General features: G+C 47.4%; 16 protein-coding genes. 7 read left to right on the forward strand and 9 right to left on the reverse strand.

Annotation, left to right across the window (positions count from 1 at the left end; genetic code table 11):
- Positions 1–54 precede the first annotated feature (54 nt).
- The 9 genes from EHO60_RS06110 to EHO60_RS06145 form a co-directional block, all read right to left on the reverse strand.
- Positions 55–1521, reverse strand: coding sequence for an NADP-dependent isocitrate dehydrogenase (locus tag EHO60_RS06110; protein WP_135767262.1), 1467 nt, complete (start codon positions 1519–1521; stop codon positions 55–57).
- A 161-nt stretch (positions 1522–1682) separates the two neighbouring features.
- A complete protein-coding gene (locus EHO60_RS06115; RefSeq protein WP_135767263.1) occupies positions 1683–2864 on the reverse strand; it encodes a molybdopterin molybdotransferase MoeA in 1182 nt (393 codons plus the stop codon).
- On the reverse strand, positions 2861–3811 hold the full coding sequence (moaCB, locus tag EHO60_RS06120; protein ID WP_281283051.1) for a bifunctional molybdenum cofactor biosynthesis protein MoaC/MoaB: 951 nt from the start codon (positions 3809–3811) through the stop codon (positions 2861–2863). The genes EHO60_RS06115 and moaCB overlap by 4 nt, the downstream gene beginning before the upstream one ends.
- 80 nt (positions 3812–3891) lie before the next feature.
- The gene (locus tag EHO60_RS17095) at positions 3892–4068 is read right to left on the reverse strand and encodes a hypothetical protein (RefSeq protein ID WP_167880158.1); all 177 of its coding nucleotides are present in this window, start codon (positions 4066–4068) and stop codon (positions 3892–3894) included.
- A 252-nt stretch (positions 4069–4320) separates the two neighbouring features.
- Complete coding sequence (locus EHO60_RS06125) at positions 4321–4734, reverse strand: nucleoside-diphosphate kinase (RefSeq protein ID WP_135767265.1); 414 nt, start codon at positions 4732–4734, stop codon at positions 4321–4323.
- A gap of 9 nt (positions 4735–4743) precedes the next feature.
- On the reverse strand, positions 4744–5226 hold the full coding sequence (gene coaD / locus EHO60_RS06130) for a pantetheine-phosphate adenylyltransferase (RefSeq protein WP_135767266.1): 483 nt from the start codon (positions 5224–5226) through the stop codon (positions 4744–4746).
- A complete protein-coding gene (locus tag EHO60_RS06135) occupies positions 5223–6434 on the reverse strand; it encodes an argininosuccinate synthase (protein ID WP_135767267.1) in 1212 nt (403 codons plus the stop codon). The genes coaD and EHO60_RS06135 overlap by 4 nt, the downstream gene beginning before the upstream one ends.
- A 72-nt stretch (positions 6435–6506) precedes the next feature.
- The gene (locus tag EHO60_RS06140; RefSeq protein WP_135767268.1) at positions 6507–8105 is read right to left on the reverse strand and encodes a DUF2779 domain-containing protein; all 1599 of its coding nucleotides are present in this window, start codon (positions 8103–8105) and stop codon (positions 6507–6509) included.
- A gap of 39 nt (positions 8106–8144) precedes the next feature.
- On the reverse strand, positions 8145–9302 hold the full coding sequence (locus EHO60_RS06145; protein WP_135767269.1) for an ACP S-malonyltransferase: 1158 nt from the start codon (positions 9300–9302) through the stop codon (positions 8145–8147).
- 265 nt (positions 9303–9567) lie between these two features.
- Between EHO60_RS06145 and EHO60_RS06150 the strand changes: the two genes are divergently transcribed.
- From EHO60_RS06150 to pheS, 7 genes are read left to right on the forward strand one after another with little or no spacing between them, the layout of a single operon-like run.
- Entirely contained in the window at positions 9568–10500 is a 933-nt protein-coding gene (locus EHO60_RS06150; protein ID WP_135767270.1) for an ABC transporter ATP-binding protein, read from the forward strand.
- A gap of 11 nt (positions 10501–10511) precedes the next feature.
- Positions 10512–11240, forward strand: a complete 729-nt coding sequence (locus EHO60_RS06155) for an ABC transporter permease (protein ID WP_135767271.1) — start codon at positions 10512–10514, stop codon at positions 11238–11240.
- Complete coding sequence (locus tag EHO60_RS06160) at positions 11237–13174, forward strand: motility-associated ABC transporter substrate-binding family protein (protein ID WP_135767272.1); 1938 nt, start codon at positions 11237–11239, stop codon at positions 13172–13174. The genes EHO60_RS06155 and EHO60_RS06160 overlap by 4 nt, the downstream gene beginning before the upstream one ends.
- Positions 13164–14258 (forward strand): hypothetical protein, encoded by a 1095-nt coding sequence (locus EHO60_RS06165; RefSeq protein WP_135767273.1) that lies wholly within the window; start codon positions 13164–13166, stop codon positions 14256–14258. The genes EHO60_RS06160 and EHO60_RS06165 overlap by 11 nt, the downstream gene beginning before the upstream one ends.
- The gene (locus EHO60_RS06170; protein WP_135767274.1) at positions 14255–14884 is read left to right on the forward strand and encodes a hypothetical protein; all 630 of its coding nucleotides are present in this window, start codon (positions 14255–14257) and stop codon (positions 14882–14884) included. Before EHO60_RS06165 ends, EHO60_RS06170 begins: the two co-directional genes overlap by 4 nt.
- On the forward strand, positions 14881–16281 hold the full coding sequence (locus tag EHO60_RS06175) for a UDP-N-acetylmuramate--L-alanine ligase (protein ID WP_135767275.1): 1401 nt from the start codon (positions 14881–14883) through the stop codon (positions 16279–16281). Before EHO60_RS06170 ends, EHO60_RS06175 begins: the two co-directional genes overlap by 4 nt.
- The gene (pheS, locus tag EHO60_RS06180) at positions 16278–17303 is read left to right on the forward strand and encodes a phenylalanine--tRNA ligase subunit alpha (RefSeq protein WP_135767276.1); all 1026 of its coding nucleotides are present in this window, start codon (positions 16278–16280) and stop codon (positions 17301–17303) included. Before EHO60_RS06175 ends, pheS begins: the two co-directional genes overlap by 4 nt.
- Positions 17304–17306 lie beyond the last annotated feature (3 nt).

Genomic DNA, 17306 nt, shown 5'->3' on the forward strand with positions numbered 1-17306 from the left:
TCCGAAAGAAAGTCCAGCAATTAAACCTTCGTTGCTCCTAAAACGAGCGCGGTTTTATTCCCCTTGCCCGAGTGAAAACGCGCGTTTCCCCGCGAACTTATATAGATTCTCCGTTTGGATGCTGTCCATGCCCGCTTCGGCTATACGAATCAATAACTTTCCGATTTGCTCCGATTGAATGGTTTCGAAACCGTCCCCCATCTCGGTATCGGGAGTATTCGCGTGTACGAACCTGCATCTCCAATGATCCGTTAAGAAAGTTTCGGGGGCTCCGTTCGGATATACTTTCACCCCTCGATTCGTGATCATACGAAGCTTCAGGTCTCCTGCGATAGAGGATAATTTTTTACCTAATTCCTCGGGAGAGCCCGGAGTCCAATCCAGAAATACGTCCACACCTACCAATTCCTTCGGGATGGTCCGTCTTTTATATTCCGGAATATGAATGGGCTTGGCTTTTCCGAAAGAGACTGGCTTGAATCTCTCCGGTAAATGACCTAAATTTCCGATCACGGCTTCCGCAAACTCTTTGGTTCCCACCTTGATCCTGCTCACTCCGGCTTTGAAAATATCGCCGGTATGAATTCCTTCCTCTATCGTCAATAACCAGGCGTTTTGTATTTTTGCCGCTATATCCGGCTGCCCCAGGTGGACTAACATCATTACTGCAGCGTTTAATAAACCGGAAGGATTCGCGGCGTTTTTTCCCGCTATGTCCGGCGCCGAACCGTGAATCGCTTCGAACATGGAGACGATTTCTCCTATATTCGAGGAACCGGCCATTCCCACCGATCCGGCAACCTGCGCCACTATGTCCGAAATGATGTCTCCGTATAAGTTCAACGTGACCACTACGTCGTATACCTGAGGGCGTTCCGCAAGGTGGGCCGCACCGATATCGATGATCTCGCTGTTCGCTTCGATTTCCGGATACTCTTTCGCGATCTCCTTGAATACTTCGTGAAACAGACCGTCCGACTGCTTCATGATATTGTCTTTAACCATCGCGGTGACTTTTTTTCTGCCGTACGCCTTGGCATATTCGAAGGCGTACCGGATGATTTTCTCCGATCCCGGGCGCGAAACCAGTTTCAAGCATTGGACAGTATCGGCCGTTTGCTTGTGCTCGATTCCTGTATAAAGATCTTCTTCATTTTCCCGTACGATGACCACGTCGAGTTGGGGGTGCTTGGTATCCACATAGGGATATAGGGAAACGCAGGGCCGGACGTTCGCAAAGAGTCCTAGGGTCGTACGAACGGTAACGTTCAGGCTCTTATAACCTCCCCCTTGCGGAGTGGTGATCGGCGCTTTTAAGAAGACTTTCGTTTCCCTGAGGATCTCCCAAGCAGAAGGTTCGATTCCGGCGCTATGGCCCCTTTTGTAGACCTGCTCACCGATTTCCAAAAAGACAGGCTCGATTTTCGCTCCGGCAGCCTCTAAAATTTTTAAAGTCGCATCCATGATCTCCGGGCCGATTCCGTCCCCTTTGGCCACAGCGATTCTCTTTTTAGCGGTCATTCAACCCTCCGGTAATAGACTTATTTGAGTCCGATATCGGTACGGGTCAATCCGGAATACTTACGTTTTATTTTTCGGACCGGGAGGTATTTTCGATTTTAATGATGCGACTAAACGCGAAGGTTTCGGAGAAAAACACGTTTGATTGGATTTCTAGAGAATCACCAAAAGCGGAATTCGATCCGATCTCCGTCCGCAAGTTCCTCCCGTTCGGCAGGATGCAGAGCGATCCCCTCCGAAAAAAGTCCTGCCGTCACGTCTCCGCTTCCGTTGAAGATTTTCGGAGCGACCTTTGTCCCGCTGGAGGAATCCAGAATTGCAGGAAAAAATTCCGCCAATTTGTTTTTCTTTTTTCTGGAACCTGCCAAAGGAAGAAGCAAAGGTCGTTCGAGAGGTAATCCCGAAAACTTTCGCAGATAAGCTTCTACGAAAATTCGAAAACAAACCTGAACGCTGAACGGATTTCCAGGCAGCCCGAAGATAGCGGTGGTTTTTTTCTTACCGAACCAGATCGGTTTTCCCGGCTTTATCATGATTTTATGAAATATCTGCTCGACCCCCAAGTCGGCAAGGACACTAGGAACCAGATCATAATTTCCCATGGAAACTCCCCCGGAAAGGATCAATATGTCCGAATCCAAACCTTCGGTCAAAGATTCGCGAAGAACGGATTCCTCGTCTCCAACCAACGTCGTTTTTTGCGGGAGAATTCCGAATTTGAACAATCCTGCACGGATCGTATAGGAATTAGAATCCCGTATCTGCCAAGGCAAGGGTTCTTTTTCCACGGAGACCACTTCGTTTCCGGTGGATACGATATGCACCTTGGGCAGTCGGGAAACTTGAACCGTTTTTTTTCCCAAGGAAGCCAGAAGCGATAAGGTGGAGGCGTCGATTTTTTGTCCCCCTGGGAGGACTACTTGTCCTTTCTTAAGATCTTCTCCTTTTAACGCGATGTTCAGATTTTCCTTTAACGAAGGGAGTCGGAATCGAACGGATCCTTTTTTCTCCTCTATGCTGTCCTCTACCTTGATAACCGCATTCAGCCCTTCCGGAACAGGAGCGCCCGTCATGATTCGAACCGATTCTTCTCCCGGATGAAGTTCCAGCGACATACCCGCGGACACTTCCCTCTCGTAGGAATAAATCCGATCCGCGGAAAATCCTTCCGAACGCAAAGCGAATCCATCCATGGTTGCCCTCGGGAAAGGAGGATAGTCCCGGTCGGCGAGAACGGATTCCGCTAAAATTCTTCCCGTCGATTCGGATAACGAAAGGTTTTCCGAAGAAGAAGATTCCGTGTGCGAGACTACTAAAGAAATCGCTTCCTGCAAGGAGATCAATGTCCTTCTCCTCGCATCATTTTTTTTGCATGGAAAATTGCCGGCAGGATCGCTTGCATACTTTCTCTGGCGCCGTTCGTACTACCGGGAACGCACACTACAAGCGTCTTGCCTATCCGTCCGGCGACCGATCGGGAAAGCATCGCAAAAGGAGTCCTATCTTGACCGAAGGACCTCATCGTTTCGGCGATTCCCGGAATTTCCTGATCCAACAACGAACGTATCGTGTCCGTGGTATTGTCCCGCGGACCCAACCCCGTACCACCTATGGTAACGATCAAATCCAGCTTTTCTCCCACCCAAACGGAGATCGCTTTACGGATTTCTTCCGGCTCGTCCGGGACGATTTTCCGTTCGACAACTTCCACTCCCTGTTCGTTTAACAATTCACCGATCGCCGGTCCGGATCCGTCTTCCCGGTTTCCTGCAAAGGTCGAGTCGGAACAGACTAGGATGGCCGCTCTGGAACCTGAGGCGAATTTTGCGATATGAGAATCGCTTTTCCCTCCTTTCTTTTCCAGAAGTCGTACGGAAGAAATCTCCATGTTCTTATCGATGGGCTTGAGAAGGTCGTAGATCACCAAAGCGGCTACGGAAACTCCGGTCAATGCTTCCATCTCGATTCCGGTTTTGCCTATGGATTTTGCGGAAGTAAGAATGCGGATCGCGTTTTTTTCCGGAAGTACTTCGAAATCGACGGAAAAGGAATCGATCGGAACCGGATGACAATGGGGGATCAGTTCCGAGGTTTTCTTGGAGGCTAGGAGGGCGGAGGCTTTTGCTACTCCGAAAAGATCGCCTTTGGGAAGGTCGTTCTGCTTGATTCTTTGGATCGTTTCAGGTCCACAAAATACGTAACCTTCGGCTTGGGCAGTTCGCAGGGAAATCCTCTTTCCCGTGATATCGTTCATGGTTCGCTCCGATCGACTCGAAAAACTTCGGCGTATACAAGTGAACCATTCCTGGTCGGTTTCACCAAGGATTTTATTCGGAAAGGAGGCGTATTAAAAATCGGGAAAAACTGGGCTTATTCGGAATCGAGATCGATGTCGGGACGATCCATCGCGAACTCTTCCTGCGAATAGATCACCTCTAAAACGTCGTCCATCCAGTCCGGAGCACCGCTGGAAAGAGGGTCGTTAGTCCGGTACTTCTCCATAATGCGGTTGTGTTTCAGGATTTGTTCCTTCGTTGCAGCGTTCATATTATTAGCTTCGGTCGAAAAGAGAGAAAGATTTCGCCTACTTAAACGAAAATGAGGAAATAAATTTCTTAAAAGTACAAGGATTTTTTATGGCTTTCGGCGGAAAAAATTCCGAAACATCGTCGCGGATTTTCGGTTAGACGGCAAGAATACTCATGGAGCTGGAAAGGGGAAAGGTTGCCCAAAGACGTTCGTAGCCGATCTCAGGACAGCCGCCGGGGAAAAGGATTCCCCGACGGTTTTAAAGGATCCTTAAAATAGTTCGTTTCCTTTAAAGAAGAAGCTGATTTCCAAGGCTGCGTTGTCGTCGGAGTCGGAACCGTGTACGGCGTTCGCTTCCTTGCTTTCGGCAAATAAGGCGCGTATGGTGCCGGCTGCCGCCTCTTTCGGGTCGGTCGCTCCGATTACGTTTCTCCAATGTTGGACCGCGTCGTTTCTTTCCAATGCCGCGGCCACAATCGGTCCCGAAGACATGTAAGTGCAGAGGTCATTGTAAAAAGGACGGGCGGAATGGACTTTATAGAACTGTTTAGCGTCCTCCAGAGAAAGTTTGAGATATTTCAAACCTAGAATTTTGAATCCTTCTTTTTCGATTCTTTGCAGAATATCTCCGACGTGTTTGTTTTTTACTCCGTCAGGTTTGATCATGATGAACGTTCTAGACATTGGTTTTCCTTATTTCGATAGTTTTTTTAATAAAGCTTTACTGACTATATCCGGTACCTGAGCGGACACGTCCCTGCCGTGTCGGGCTACTTCCTTGACTATAGTGGAAGATACGAAGGAATATTCGTTGGATGACATGAGAAAGATGGTCTCCAGCTCCGGAGCCAACTTTTTATTCATTAAAGAAATCGCATATTCATAATCGAAGTCAGTAACGGCCCGGAGCCCGCGAATGATGCTTTTTGCTCCGCGCTTTCTGCAATAATCCACGGTCAATCCTTCGAACGTGTCGATTTCCAGGTTGGACCATCCCTCCGTCACTTCACGGACGAATTCCAGGCGTTCTTCGATGGAAAATAGGAAATTCTTACTCGAATTTACCGCGATCCCGATGATCACTTTGTCGAAAAGTCCCATGGAACGCTGTAAAATATCGACATGACCGTTCGTAAGCGGATCGAAGGAACCGGGATAAACTGCGATTCTAGTCATTTTTTCCTCAAGCGTGCCGCTTCCTTGGCGGGCAATCCGTATAGGTTGATGAAACCTTCCGCATCTTTTTGGTTGTACAATTCCTCTTTTTCGAACGTAGCCATCTCGGGATTGTAAAGGGAAACCTGCGATTTTCTTCCGACGACGATCGCGTTTCCTTTATATAATTTGAGCTTAACGGTTCCGGTGACGAATCTTTGGGTTTCGGAGACGAAGGCTCTTACCGCGCTCATTCGTGAGGAGAACCAGTGACCATTGTAAATCAGTTCCGCGAGTTCTGCGGACAATTTGTCCTTATGGTGTTGCGTATCCCGATCAATGGTGATGGACTCCAAATCACGATGAGCGTGGAATAGAATGGTTCCGCCGGGAGTTTCGTAGACTCCGCGGGACTTAATTCCGACGAGACGGTTTTCCACGATGTCGACTCTTCCGATTCCGTGCTTGCCTCCTATCGAATTCAGGGTGTCCATGACTTCGAGGGGATTCATTTTTTTACCGTTGACTGCGATACAGTTTCCTTCCGAAAAATCCAGCTCGATATACTCGGGAGAATCGGGAGCTTTTTCCGGAGATACGGTGAGGAGGAACATATCTTCGTTCGGTTCCCTATAAGGATCTTCCAGGATGCCGCCTTCGTACGAGATGTGCATCAGGTTTCTGTCCATAGAGTACGGTTTCGAGGCGGTAACCGGAACGGGGATGCCTTTCGATTTGGCGTACTCGATCAGGTCCGCACGGCCTCCGAAAGTCCACGTTCTCCAAGGTGCGATGATTTCCTTTTCCGGGGCCAGAGATTTGAAGGCCAGTTCGAATCGAACTTGATCGTTTCCTTTTCCGGTGGCTCCGTGTGCGAACGCATCCGCTCCTTCTTTCTTGGCCACTTCGACCATCGCTTTTGCGATCAGAGGGCGGGCTAAGGAAGTCCCTAACAAATATCTCATTTCATAGATTGCATTTCCCTGGATCGCAGGGTAAATGAAGTCTCTCGCAAACTCCAGACGAAGGTCTTCTATATAAACTTTAGAAGCTCCGGTTTTAATTCCTTTTTCTTCCAGCCCGGTCAGTTCTTCTTTTTGACCTACATCAGCGGTGAATGCCACCACTTCGCAGCCGTAGGTTTCCTTTAACCAGGTAAGGATTACGGAAGTGTCTAATCCGCCGGAGTAAGCGAGTACGATCTTTTTAATATTCTTTGGAGCCGCCATTCTAAGGATAGGGAATTCGGTCGAGCCCATCCGACAAGCCCGATTTTCGCTCCCGAACGTGTGGCGGATAGATTAGCTTCGGTTTTTCCAATCCAGTTTTTCCGCGAGCTTTCTTAGGATCAGTACTAGTGCGAAGGTATCCATTCTACAATATTCCCTGAGGTTCGATTCCACTTTTTTTCTTTCCTCGTCCGTTACCGGTTCCGTTTTGATCCTAAGAAATTCGGAGTTTGCCAGGTGTCCTGCGTTGATCGATAATCCCTTATAATTCGCTCCGGTCAGTACCGGCAGAACGGATTTTAAGGAAGTGGTCCCGTGTTGGTCCGGATGATAATAATCGAAATCCCAAAAAGGAAGCGCGAGATCCAAAAAGTCCGCTTCTATGGAATCGAACCACTTCTTGAATTCCGGAAACACTTGCACGGATTCTTTCAGGCACCGCTTTTCAAAAGTGTCGTTGAAGGCCAATACCGTTCCCCCGGGGCGGATTTTTTGGGATAAGGAATCCAGAATTCCCAAGCGAGGATCCTGGATTCCGTCGTCCAGGTAGGAATATTCCGCAGGCTCTTCTTCTAAGTCGTTTTCCAAGACATGTAAAGAGAACAGGAACGGAACATGTTGAAAGGGATTCGATTTCGGATAGATCGGAGCAGGGGGATTGATGGTTTCGAAATCCAGAAAGTGCAGCGGGAATTTTAATCTGTTCATAAAGCGGAGCAGATTTTCCCGATTTAGATATTCCTCGCCGGTTCGTATGGATCGGATTTGTATCTTTTGTCTTTGTGTAAATTCCTCGATATCCCCGATTTCGGAAAGGTTTCGGATCCCAGCTTCCCAAAGACGCAGGGTTTCTTCCTTTCCTTCTCTTAAGGAAAATAAATCTCCCGGCGGAGAATCCGCGAGACAGGATTCCGGATATATACAGCTACGCGGATGTTCGCAGACGTTCACTGAATTTCCGGAAGGAAGTGAGTTCTCTTCGAGAATCTCCAGCATCCGATACGCCTTCTCTCTGGTTTTAGAAACTGCAGCGAGCGTTTCATCGCTCAGGTTTTTCTGTAGAAAAAGGGAATTCGGATCTATTTCGTTTCCGGAAAAAAAGTATTTCGAATTCAAAAATAGTAAAGTGGTTCGAACGACCGGAAATTCCGCTTCTTCCATGATCATTCGTAAAAAGGAAAGTTCTCTGGCGTAGGATTTTTTCACCGAGGAAGAAGCCTTGACGATTACGATCTCCCAACCGTTTTCTTGAGGGAGGAGAAAATCCGCACGGAAGTCGAAAAAGTCGGTCTGAAACGCGGCACCGCGGACGGCTTGCTTGTTGCGGATCATCGCGCGGGTAACGGAATCGTTGTACCTTGCGTGGATTGCAGACGGATAAAGTCGGTTCGCTATTTCTCTTAACAGGGATTTTTGTTTAGGCGAAACATACTGGTTGGAACCTTCCGAAGATCTCGCACTCGGATTCTTTATTAGATTCCAGAGTTGTCTCTCACAATGGAAGCCTGCCTGGTATGCGGTCTTTCCTAACTTGGGGAGAGCCTCCTCGCGAAAAGGAGCAAGAAACGCGAAAAGCAGTCTTTTGCGGATTGAATCGGGAAAAAGGAAGGCGAACCTTCTTGCAAAGGCCCTATAGGATTTCGGGAGATTGACCCAAGAGAAGCCCTTCATACGGAAGCCGCCGGGGTGAATCCCGGCAGCCTTTACGTTTTAGCCCAAAAGTACCTTGATATCTTTCGGACTAGATGCGCTGTAAATCTTGTTTTCGGAGGTTCCTAGATTCGCTTGGGTCAATTTTTGGGAAACCACGCTCGGTCCAAAATCGATACCCACGACCTTCGGAGTCTTAACGAAAGCGGAGATCGCCTTATCCCAATGGAGAGCCTTGATCAGCACCTCGCGGAACAGCGGAAGGGAAACGTCCGATTCATTTTGGAAATTTCTTCCGTCGAAAATGGAAAATACTGGAATCTTTAGGTCTGAGCCTTTGTAGCTGAATCCGATCCTTTGCATATCTTTCGGAACGGTATTTTCCGTTTCGTCCATTAAGGGACAATGGAAAGGCGCTGTCGTTCTGAGATATACGAACTTCACTTTTTTCTCGTCCATTTCGGCTTTGTATTTCTTACGGAACGCGAGAAGTTTGTAAGGATCTCCGGAAAGAATATTGGAATCCGGAGTATTAAAAAGGGAAACATAAAGCGCGCCATGTCCGGTGGAACCTGTCTCGCTGTTGAAGGCTTTGACTCGGTCGCTCAAATCTGCCTGCGAATATCCTAAGACGGCAACCATCGGAGCGGGTTGTTTATCACCGACCTCTTCGTTCCCTTTGAGCAAATCCTCGCCGGGCTGGAACAATCCGTATTGTTCCTGAGCTCTATAGCCCAAGTAGAGAACGAATTTTAGAAATTTTGAAAATTCCTTATAGAACTCATCCCCTTCCTTGCCGAGAGCGATCAGAACTGCGGGAATCACTCCTTGGCTATGACCGGAAGTTCCGATTGCGTTCGCCAAAAGTTCTGAAGCCGGGAATCCCTTATGGGTCAAAGAGACGTAATTTCCAACTTGGGTCAGAAAGATTCCTACGATGGAGACGGTCGCACTACAAAGATAACTTTCATCCGGAGCCGCATCCGGGTTCTTGAGCCAGGCCTCGAAATCGTAACCTTGGGAAATGTATTTTTTATCTAGGCCGGGTATTTCTTCCGCTAGAGTGCGAAAGGCTGTGTCGAAGAATTGCTTTAAGGACGGATCCGATTCGTAAAGTTTCGAAAGTTCTTTTAACCAAGGGGAACCTTGGCCGCCGAATTGAAGAAACAGTTTATTGCCTTGTGCTTTGGCTTCGTTCAGGAAGTTTGCTATTGCCATGGAATGCCTTATACAGTAGTCGTTTAAAGGATGCTTTCCATGAACCCCGGGATTCGCAATTCTTTTTTGCTCACATTTTCCTTAGAGATTCATGTTTAAGAAGAACGATCGTTCCGATTTCCGAACGAACGCTTCTTGTTACGCGCCGATCTCATTCTTATGGGAAAATGATTGACCCGTATTCACGGGTGTGAGGTATTCTTCTCCTAAACCCTTCTATAAAGAAATTTCTCCGATCTCCGGTTTTTCCGGAAAAGAAAGCAGTATGATAAAAGTAAGGAACCTTTCCAAGTTTTACGGAAAGAAGCTGGCCATCGACCGATTGAATTTCGAACTGAAAGAGGGAGAAATTGTCGGACTCCTGGGTCTTAATGGAGCCGGAAAAACCACGACCATTCGTATTTTGACCGGCTACCTGATCGCTACCGACGGGATTTGCGAACTCGACGGAGTGAATACCTTCGAACACCCTCTGGATGTAAAAAGAAAAATAGGATATTTACCGGAGACTCCGCCGCTCTATCCGGAATTAACCGTTTTTGAATATCTGACTTTTGTATCTCGTTTGAAACAAATCGAAGAGAACGAAATTCCGGCAGAATTGGGAAGAGTATGCTCGCTTACGGATTTGACCGACGTAAAAAACAAGGTGATCGAAACCTTATCTTTAGGATTTAGAAAAAGGGTAGGAATCGCGCAGGCCATATTAGGAAATCCGGAAATCATCATTATGGATGAACCGATTTCCGGATTGGATCCGAAGCAGATCGTGGAAATCCGCAATCTAATCCAGAGCCTACGGGAAAGTCATACGATTCTACTATCGAGTCATATTCTTCCCGAAGTTTATAAAACCTGCAACCGATTCCTCTTTTTGCATAACGGACGCATCGTTTATCAATGCGATCGGGCCGAATTGGAAAAGGAGATGGAAAATCTTTCCGGTCTGGAAGTGACTCTTTCGGGAAAACCCAAAGCTCGGGTAGAGGAATATTTGAGCGGGATCGCGGAAAAAGTCGGCGCTACGGTTCGCTTTGTGGCGGAAGAGTCGCATGGAACCACGTTTTTGGTGAATACGAATTCCGAAAGAAAGTTCAAAGAGGAACTTTTTTCGGGCATATCCTCCTCGGGAATCCTGCCGGAATACATACGCAAGCAGGACGTGACCTTGGAACAAATCTTTATGAACAAGGTATAAGGAAAGAACCGATGTTTCGTAATATCAAATGGATTTTCTGGAAAGAGGTAAGGGTGTTTTTCGGAACGTACCTGGCCCCTTTGGTATTGGGCGGTACCGCTTTTTTGAATTCCCTTTTCGTCCTGATCCTAAACTTTAATTCCGGAACGAATTACGCCGAGACTACTGTGGTGACTTTTCTATCCTTTATGAGCACCATATTGATCGCAATGTTGATCGTCTCCATGGGTTCCATTACGGAGGAAAAGAACCGGGGAACGCTGGAGTTATTATTCACTTCACCCGTAACCGATTTGGAGATCGTCGCCGGAAAATTCCTCTTCGGCGCCTTGGTTTGTTTGATCGTATCCGTGTTGGTAGACGGTCTCTTCCCTCTTTTTCTGTATTTTTTCTGGAAAGCTCCGCTGTACATCGTAGCCTCCGGAACGGTCGGAGTCTTTCTACTCGGATTGTTCACGTATTCCGTGGGATTATTCGGTTCCAGTTTAGGTAAGAACCAGATGATCTCCATGTTGATTTCTATTATGATTCTGTTAACTCTTTGGGTGATCGGTTTCTTTTCTTACTTGTTCGACGCGGTGACTCGAAAGGTGCTGTTTCACTTGCATATCTTTTCGCATTTTATCGGTTTTTCGAAAGGTGTCTTACCTTTGAATAGCGTTATTTTCTTTTTGAGCGGAACGGTTTTCTTTCTTTATCTCACCGTAAAAGTCCTGGAATCCAGGAGGTGGAGAGGATGAAAAACGAACTTTTGCGCCGCGTTCTTTCCTGGGGATCCACTCTCGGACTTTTACTCTTCTTTCCGATTTACGACAGCTTAACTTCCTTCGGAGCAAGATTAGGATTCACTCTGTTCGTACTCGCTCTTCTGGGCGCCGCCGGAATTCTCCGTTATTTCCCTTCCAAAAAAGATGAGAAAGACGGCAACCTAACGATCTCATCCTTTTTGGGCATCGTCTCTCTCGGTATTTATTTCCTACGGATCTATCTAGAAGAGTCGGCATTACAAAAGGGGGGGGCGGCTCCGGTTTGGATCTCTCCGGTCCGGGAGTTCCTCCTCGTGATATTAGTGCTCTTCGTTTTGGGAAATTTCTTTTTAGGAATGTTAAGAGAATGGGAACGGGAATCTCTGAGCGCCCAATCCTCTTTGAAATCTTCCAAGCAAGGCATGATCCGCGATTTTCTACTCGGAACCGGGATTTTACTTTTGATCGTCGTACTGGCCAACTATATCGCGACGATCCGAAACCATAACTTCGATCTGAGTTCCCACGGGCAGTTTTCGTTTTCTCTGGAAGCCAAAAAACTCCTGAAACAAATTCCCGAAGGGGAAGTGGACGTGGTCGCTTTTTATCCTCGACCCTTAGAAAATGCTCCTGCTTCCGACAAAGCCAGTTCGCTGTCCTTGCGTAGAATCCGTCCCGATCTGGAAATCCTGTTGGGGCAATTAGCGTCGATTCATGCCTCCTATAAAGTCCGTTTTATCAACGCGGATGTGGAATTGGACGAGCTTACGGAATTCGGTCAGGTCTCTAACGGAACCGTGCTGGTTCGTTTTAAAAAGAAAGGGGCCGTCGCGACCGACAAAGCCCCCGAGCAAAAAATCAGCGTGAAGGACAAATCGGACCTCGAGGAATTCGAGAGAAAGTTCGTCCAAGCCGTCGTTAACGTCACGACCAAAGAAAGAAAGGTCTATTTTACGGAATCCAACGGGGAAAGATACTCTCAGGTTTTTCAGAACCTTCCCAACGAAAGACTGAATCGCCTGACTTCCGGTTTGGCATTTTTGAACTTCAAAGTGAGCGCTCTCAGTTTCAAGGAAGGTTGGCCTCCGAAAGTTCCCAACGACACGGATATTTTAGTGATCGCAGGACCAACCGTGCCTTTCGGCCCCGAAGCTAGGGTGGCCGTTTTGGATTTCGTGAAAAAGAAAAACGGAAAAGTTATGATTACGGTCGAACCCAAAGGGGGAGAATCCTTCGATTGGCTCTTGGAAGAAGCGGGATACCGATTCGTAAAAACCGGCTTTTCTCAAATTCCCTCTCAGCCCGGAGTAATCGTAACGAAGGCCTTTCGAAAACATCCGATAGAAGAGACTCTTTCCAAAAAGGACTTGGGCGTGGTATTTCCGTACGCGGGTTATTTCGAAGCGAAGACTTCCGAAGGCAATCAAAAACAGTTCGACGCTTTCCCCCTTTTGGATAGCGGAGGAGACGCCTACTTGGATCCCAACCAAAACGGGAAGCAGGATCCGGGAGAGGAAAAGAAGAATGCTCCGGTCGCGTTGGTTTTGCAAACCTTCGTAAAGGGAAGAAACTCGCCTGCGGATATGGTTCCCGGTGCTCCACCGATCCCTTCCGTTCCGAATCCTGCGGAAGGGGAAGAGAGAGGCCGAGTGGTAATCTATTCGGGAACCTCTTGGTTGACGGACCAGTACCTTCCCTTTGCCGCGAATTATGAATTGGCTAGCGCTTCTGCCACTTGGATGCACCAAAGCCTGAGCCTGCCGTCGATTCCTCCCAGAAAAGAGGAGGTTCAATCGGTTTCTCTCACCGACGGACAAAAAAGAGCGGTTTGGATCTTAGGTATGTTTGTTTTCCCGGGCCTGATCGCCGGCCTCGGATCCATCTATGTGATCCGTAGGAGAAGGATCGGGAGAAAGGATGAAGACTAAACTTTATATTCTCGCCGGATTGGTCGTACTCCTCTTTACGGTCTTTATCGTGATGGAGGAAAAGAAGGAGGATCTGAGCGAGATTTCCTATTGGAAACTCTCTTTAGATCGATTGGAATATTTTCCTCCTAGTAAGGAATGGATTTCCGAATCGGGTGAGAATTTTTACGGCAATGCGTTTTCCATTTTTTTAAAGGACGGAATCAAAAAAGGGGGCCTATTTTTTTCGGTTTCGAATCGGAACGAGGAAACCGGAGAATGGATCGAGTACGAGGGAGGATACAATTCCGAAAATACGTTTCGCGATTTAGGTCAGCTGAAAGTTAAGGATTTCGAATCCTTGGCGGAGGGAACTTCTCCTTCGGCTTCCTTGAAATTGGGAGAAGGAGCCCCTCGCATCGTTCTATATTCGGGAAATAAGACCAAGACTTTAAGGTTGGGAAAGAAACATTTCAACGGATCCACTCGTATCGTAATGGAAGAGGGAAAGTCGGCGACTCTATTGACCGCCTACAATTTCATCTTCGAGAGATTCCAAAAGGGTCCGGAGGATTTCCGCCAGAGACAGCTCGTTTTTCCCGGGAAGGAATTCGTCCAAGAAATCTATTACTTGGAGGAGGATGGAAAGCCGATTCGCATCGATAACCATCCGTACCAGGAAAACGGAGCCAAACGGAATTATTGGAGAAGGATCTCCGGCCAAATCATATTATTGGAACCGAGACTCGGCGAAGAATTGTATCGTTCCGTAATCGCTTTGAGAGCGGAATTGTATCCGGATGAAGAAAATGGGGCGGGTTTTAAGGTGGGAAACCTGCTTGCCCCCCAGGATACCCGTTCGCAATTTTCTTTGGCGACGTTGAAAGTCTCTTTAAGCGGTGGGGACGAACTTATGTTTCGTTTTCACAAACCTACGGAAATCCAAGGGAAACGTTTTATTCCCACGATCAGGATTTGGAACGGAAGTTTTAAAGAGCCTCCTTTTTACGTGACAGAGGAATCCTTTCGGAAAATCAAAGAGAGTGCCGGCTTGGTGGAAAAAGCCTCCGTTTGGGTCGCTCCAAAGCCGCCTAAGAAAAGATGATCCCGATATCCCAGACAGAATCCATGTCCGAGACGGATAAAGCCAAACTTTCCCTGCTCGAAAAACTGTTTCGCGCTCCGGAGGAGGCTTTCGATCTTTATCTGCGGGAGCCTTTATTGGGACGTAAGGAGTTAGTCCGTCTTCATCTTGCTCTGTGGATTTTGGCTCCGATCTCGAAGTTTGTCGGAAACCTGTTCCGCATAATCATAGAGTGGATATTCTACGATGAAATCACTTCCTCCTTTTTTTCCGGATTGGTCGGTTCGTTTCTCGTTTATCCGCTAGTGTTATTTGTAGTCTTCCAATTGGACGTTCTTCGAGTCTTTTACAGGAGAATCGATAGAACCAAAGGGGAGAGTTATCCGGCGGCGAACATACTGACGATCGCCTTCCTTCCCTTTTCGTCTTCTTCCTTATTTTGGATTCTTCCTTCTCCCTTGCACGCCGGTTTGATCGTGGTGTCGTTGTTATTTTCTTACTATTTAAGTTTCGTAGGAATGAGGCGGGTCAGCGGAGTCGAATCCAAGGAATTTTTGATCTTCTCCCTAACATCGGCGGTTTATCTGCTGAGTCTGTTTCTAATCTTCACTTTCGCGTATAATATCTTTAGGACGCTCTTAAATTGAAAATACATTTGATCGGAATCGGCGGGATCGCAATGGGAAACCTCGCTTCGATGTTGCGGAGTCTGGGTCACGAAGTATCCGGTTCCGATAGCGGAGTGTATCCCCCCATGTCGGAAAAGCTGAAGGACTGGGGAATTCCTTACGGAGAAGGTTTCGACCCGGCTAGATTGAAGGGCAAGGATTTGGTGGTAATAGGCAACGCTATTTCCCGAGGTAACGCGGAAGTGGAAGAGGTCCTAAACTCAGGGATCATGTACGAGTCCATGTCCTCCGCATTGGAACGTTACGTTTTAGCGGATAAGAAAGTGGTCGTGGTCGCGGGAACTCACGGAAAAACCACGACTACTTTTCTCATCCATCACCTTTTAAAGGAAGCGGGTCTAAAGCCGGGTCTGTTCGTGGGGGGAATCCGCCAGGACGGATTTCCGGGATTCGAATTTTCCGAGGGAAAATATTTCGTTATCGAGGGAGACGAATACGATACCGCATTTTTCGACAAAGCCTCCAAATTCCTGCATTACAAACCGACGTACGCGGTCTTGAACGCATTAGATTTCGATCATGCGGATATCTTTAAAGACATAGGGGAAATCGAAACTATGTTCTCCCGGTTGCTGCGTTTGATTCCGGGAAACGGAAAAGCGTATTATTGGTCGGGAGCCGCGAATTTACGAAGACTTTGCAAGGAGGCGTCCAAATACGTCCGATCCGAAGCCTTCGAATTCAATCGGAAAGATTCCGTCCTTTCCTGGAAGAAGGGCAATCTGACGTCGGGGCATAGAGTGTTGCGCACCAGATTCTTCGGAGATCATAATTATAGAAACGCGGAAGTCGCGATGCGGGTATGCGAAGAAATTCTCGAAAAGGAGAATGTCTCTTCCTCGAGAACGGTTCTTTTGGACGCCTTGGAAAAATTTCCAGGAGTCAAAAGAAGACAGGAAATACTTTTCGAATCCTCTCGAACCGTCGTAATCGAGGATTTTGCACACCATCCGGTCGCAGTCGAAGAAACGATCAAATCCGTGCGGAAGGTTTTTCCCGAACACAAATTAATCAGTCTTTTCGAGCCTCGCAGCGCCACTTCGCATAGGAACGTTTTCCAAAAGGAATATTCCTATGCCTTTAAAGGTTCCGCCGTGACTTTCATAACGGAAATCTTTAATTTAAAAAAGGTAACGAAAGAGAACCGTTTGGACGTAAAGAAACTGATTTTAAAACTTCCCAAGCATTCGGGGACCCTTCCTTTTTATTGCCGAGATCCTAAGGACTTGATCGTAAAATTGCGGAAAATCCTTCCCCAATTTGTCGGGGAAAAAATTCTGATCTTAGCCATGTCCAACGGAGCTTTCGGAGGAATCTATCCGACGCTCAAGGAAATCGCGGAATCTAGAAAATGAATCTATCGGAAGAATTAGATAAAATTTATGCCGAGGCGCAGGGACTGATCTCGTCCTCCGCCGACGAAGTCGAGCTGGATAGGAATAAAAACGAATATCTAGGCAAAAAAGGAAAACTTACATCCGTTTTAAAGAACCTCGCTTCCCTTTCGATAGAGGAAAAAAAAACCATCGGAGGAAAGGCGAACGAGATCTCCAAAAAATTGGAAGAGTTCGTTTTGGAAACTCGGGAAAATCTGAAATCGAAGTTGTTCCGCGATCTTGCGGAAAAGGAATGGTTCGACGTCCTTCGCCCCCAAGGTTCCCCGGAACCGGGAACGTTACATCCGATCTCCCATATACAGTACGAAGTAGAGGATATTTTCTCTTCTATGGGATTCGAAATCTGGGACGGTCCGGAAGTCGAAACCGATTTTAACAACTTCGGCGCCTTGAATTTTACGGAAGACCATCCTGCTCGGGATATGCAGGATACGTTTTACTTGGACGACGGAAAACTTCTTCGTACTCACACATCGGCCATTCAGGTTCGTGCATTACGTAAATTGAAACCTCCTTTTCGAATCATCGCCCCAGGCAGGGTCTTTCGATACGAAGAAGTCGACGCTTCTCACGAAACCTGTTTTTACCAGGTGGAAGGCATGGTGGTCGGTAAGGACATATCCGCCGGTAATATGATTTATACGATGGAAGTGCTTCTCTCCAGAATCTTCGAGAGGGAAGTTAAGACCCGTCTACGTCCGGGCTTTTTTCCTTTTGTGGAACCTGCTTTCGAGCTGGACATCAATTGTCAAGTATGCGGCGGGAGCGGTTGTTCCGTATGCAAACATTCCGGCTGGCTAGAGCTCATGCCTTGCGGCCTCGTTCATCCGAATGTTTTCCGATTGAACGGACTAGATCCGGAAAAATGGACCGGGTTCGCCTTCGGATTAGGACTCGACAGGCTCGTTATGATGAAATACGGAATTCATGATATTCGGTATTTGCATTCGGGAAATCTTAGATTCCTGAAACAATTTTAGGAC

It is taken from the genome of Leptospira fletcheri, assembly GCF_004769195.1.
GTDB lineage: Bacteria > Spirochaetota > Leptospiria > Leptospirales > Leptospiraceae > Leptospira_B > Leptospira_B fletcheri.

What these genes read in the sequence shown, in the direction of transcription:
- EHO60_RS06110 (WP_135767262.1), bottom strand. Translation starts at nt 1,521, where the DNA reads ATGACCGCTAAAAAGAGAATCGCTGTGGCCAAAGGGGACGGAATCGGC.
- EHO60_RS17095 (WP_167880158.1), bottom strand. Translation starts at nt 4,068, where the DNA reads ATGAACGCTGCAACGAAGGAACAAATCCTGAAACACAACCGCATTATG.
- EHO60_RS06125 (WP_135767265.1), bottom strand. Translation starts at nt 4,734, where the DNA reads ATGTCTAGAACGTTCATCATGATCAAACCTGACGGAGTAAAAAACAAA.
- coaD (WP_135767266.1), bottom strand. Translation starts at nt 5,226, where the DNA reads ATGACTAGAATCGCAGTTTATCCCGGTTCCTTCGATCCGCTTACGAAC.
- EHO60_RS06135 (WP_135767267.1), bottom strand. Translation starts at nt 6,434, where the DNA reads ATGGCGGCTCCAAAGAATATTAAAAAGATCGTACTCGCTTACTCCGGC.
- EHO60_RS06140 (WP_135767268.1), bottom strand. Translation starts at nt 8,105, where the DNA reads ATGAAGGGCTTCTCTTGGGTCAATCTCCCGAAATCCTATAGGGCCTTT.
- EHO60_RS06145 (WP_135767269.1), bottom strand. Translation starts at nt 9,302, where the DNA reads ATGGCAATAGCAAACTTCCTGAACGAAGCCAAAGCACAAGGCAATAAA.
- EHO60_RS06150 (WP_135767270.1), top strand. Translation starts at nt 9,568, where the DNA reads ATGATAAAAGTAAGGAACCTTTCCAAGTTTTACGGAAAGAAGCTGGCC.
- EHO60_RS06155 (WP_135767271.1), top strand. Translation starts at nt 10,512, where the DNA reads ATGTTTCGTAATATCAAATGGATTTTCTGGAAAGAGGTAAGGGTGTTT.
- EHO60_RS06160 (WP_135767272.1), top strand. Translation starts at nt 11,237, where the DNA reads ATGAAAAACGAACTTTTGCGCCGCGTTCTTTCCTGGGGATCCACTCTC.
- EHO60_RS06165 (WP_135767273.1), top strand. Translation starts at nt 13,164, where the DNA reads ATGAAGACTAAACTTTATATTCTCGCCGGATTGGTCGTACTCCTCTTT.
- EHO60_RS06170 (WP_135767274.1), top strand. Translation starts at nt 14,255, where the DNA reads ATGATCCCGATATCCCAGACAGAATCCATGTCCGAGACGGATAAAGCC.
- pheS (WP_135767276.1), top strand. Translation starts at nt 16,278, where the DNA reads ATGAATCTATCGGAAGAATTAGATAAAATTTATGCCGAGGCGCAGGGA.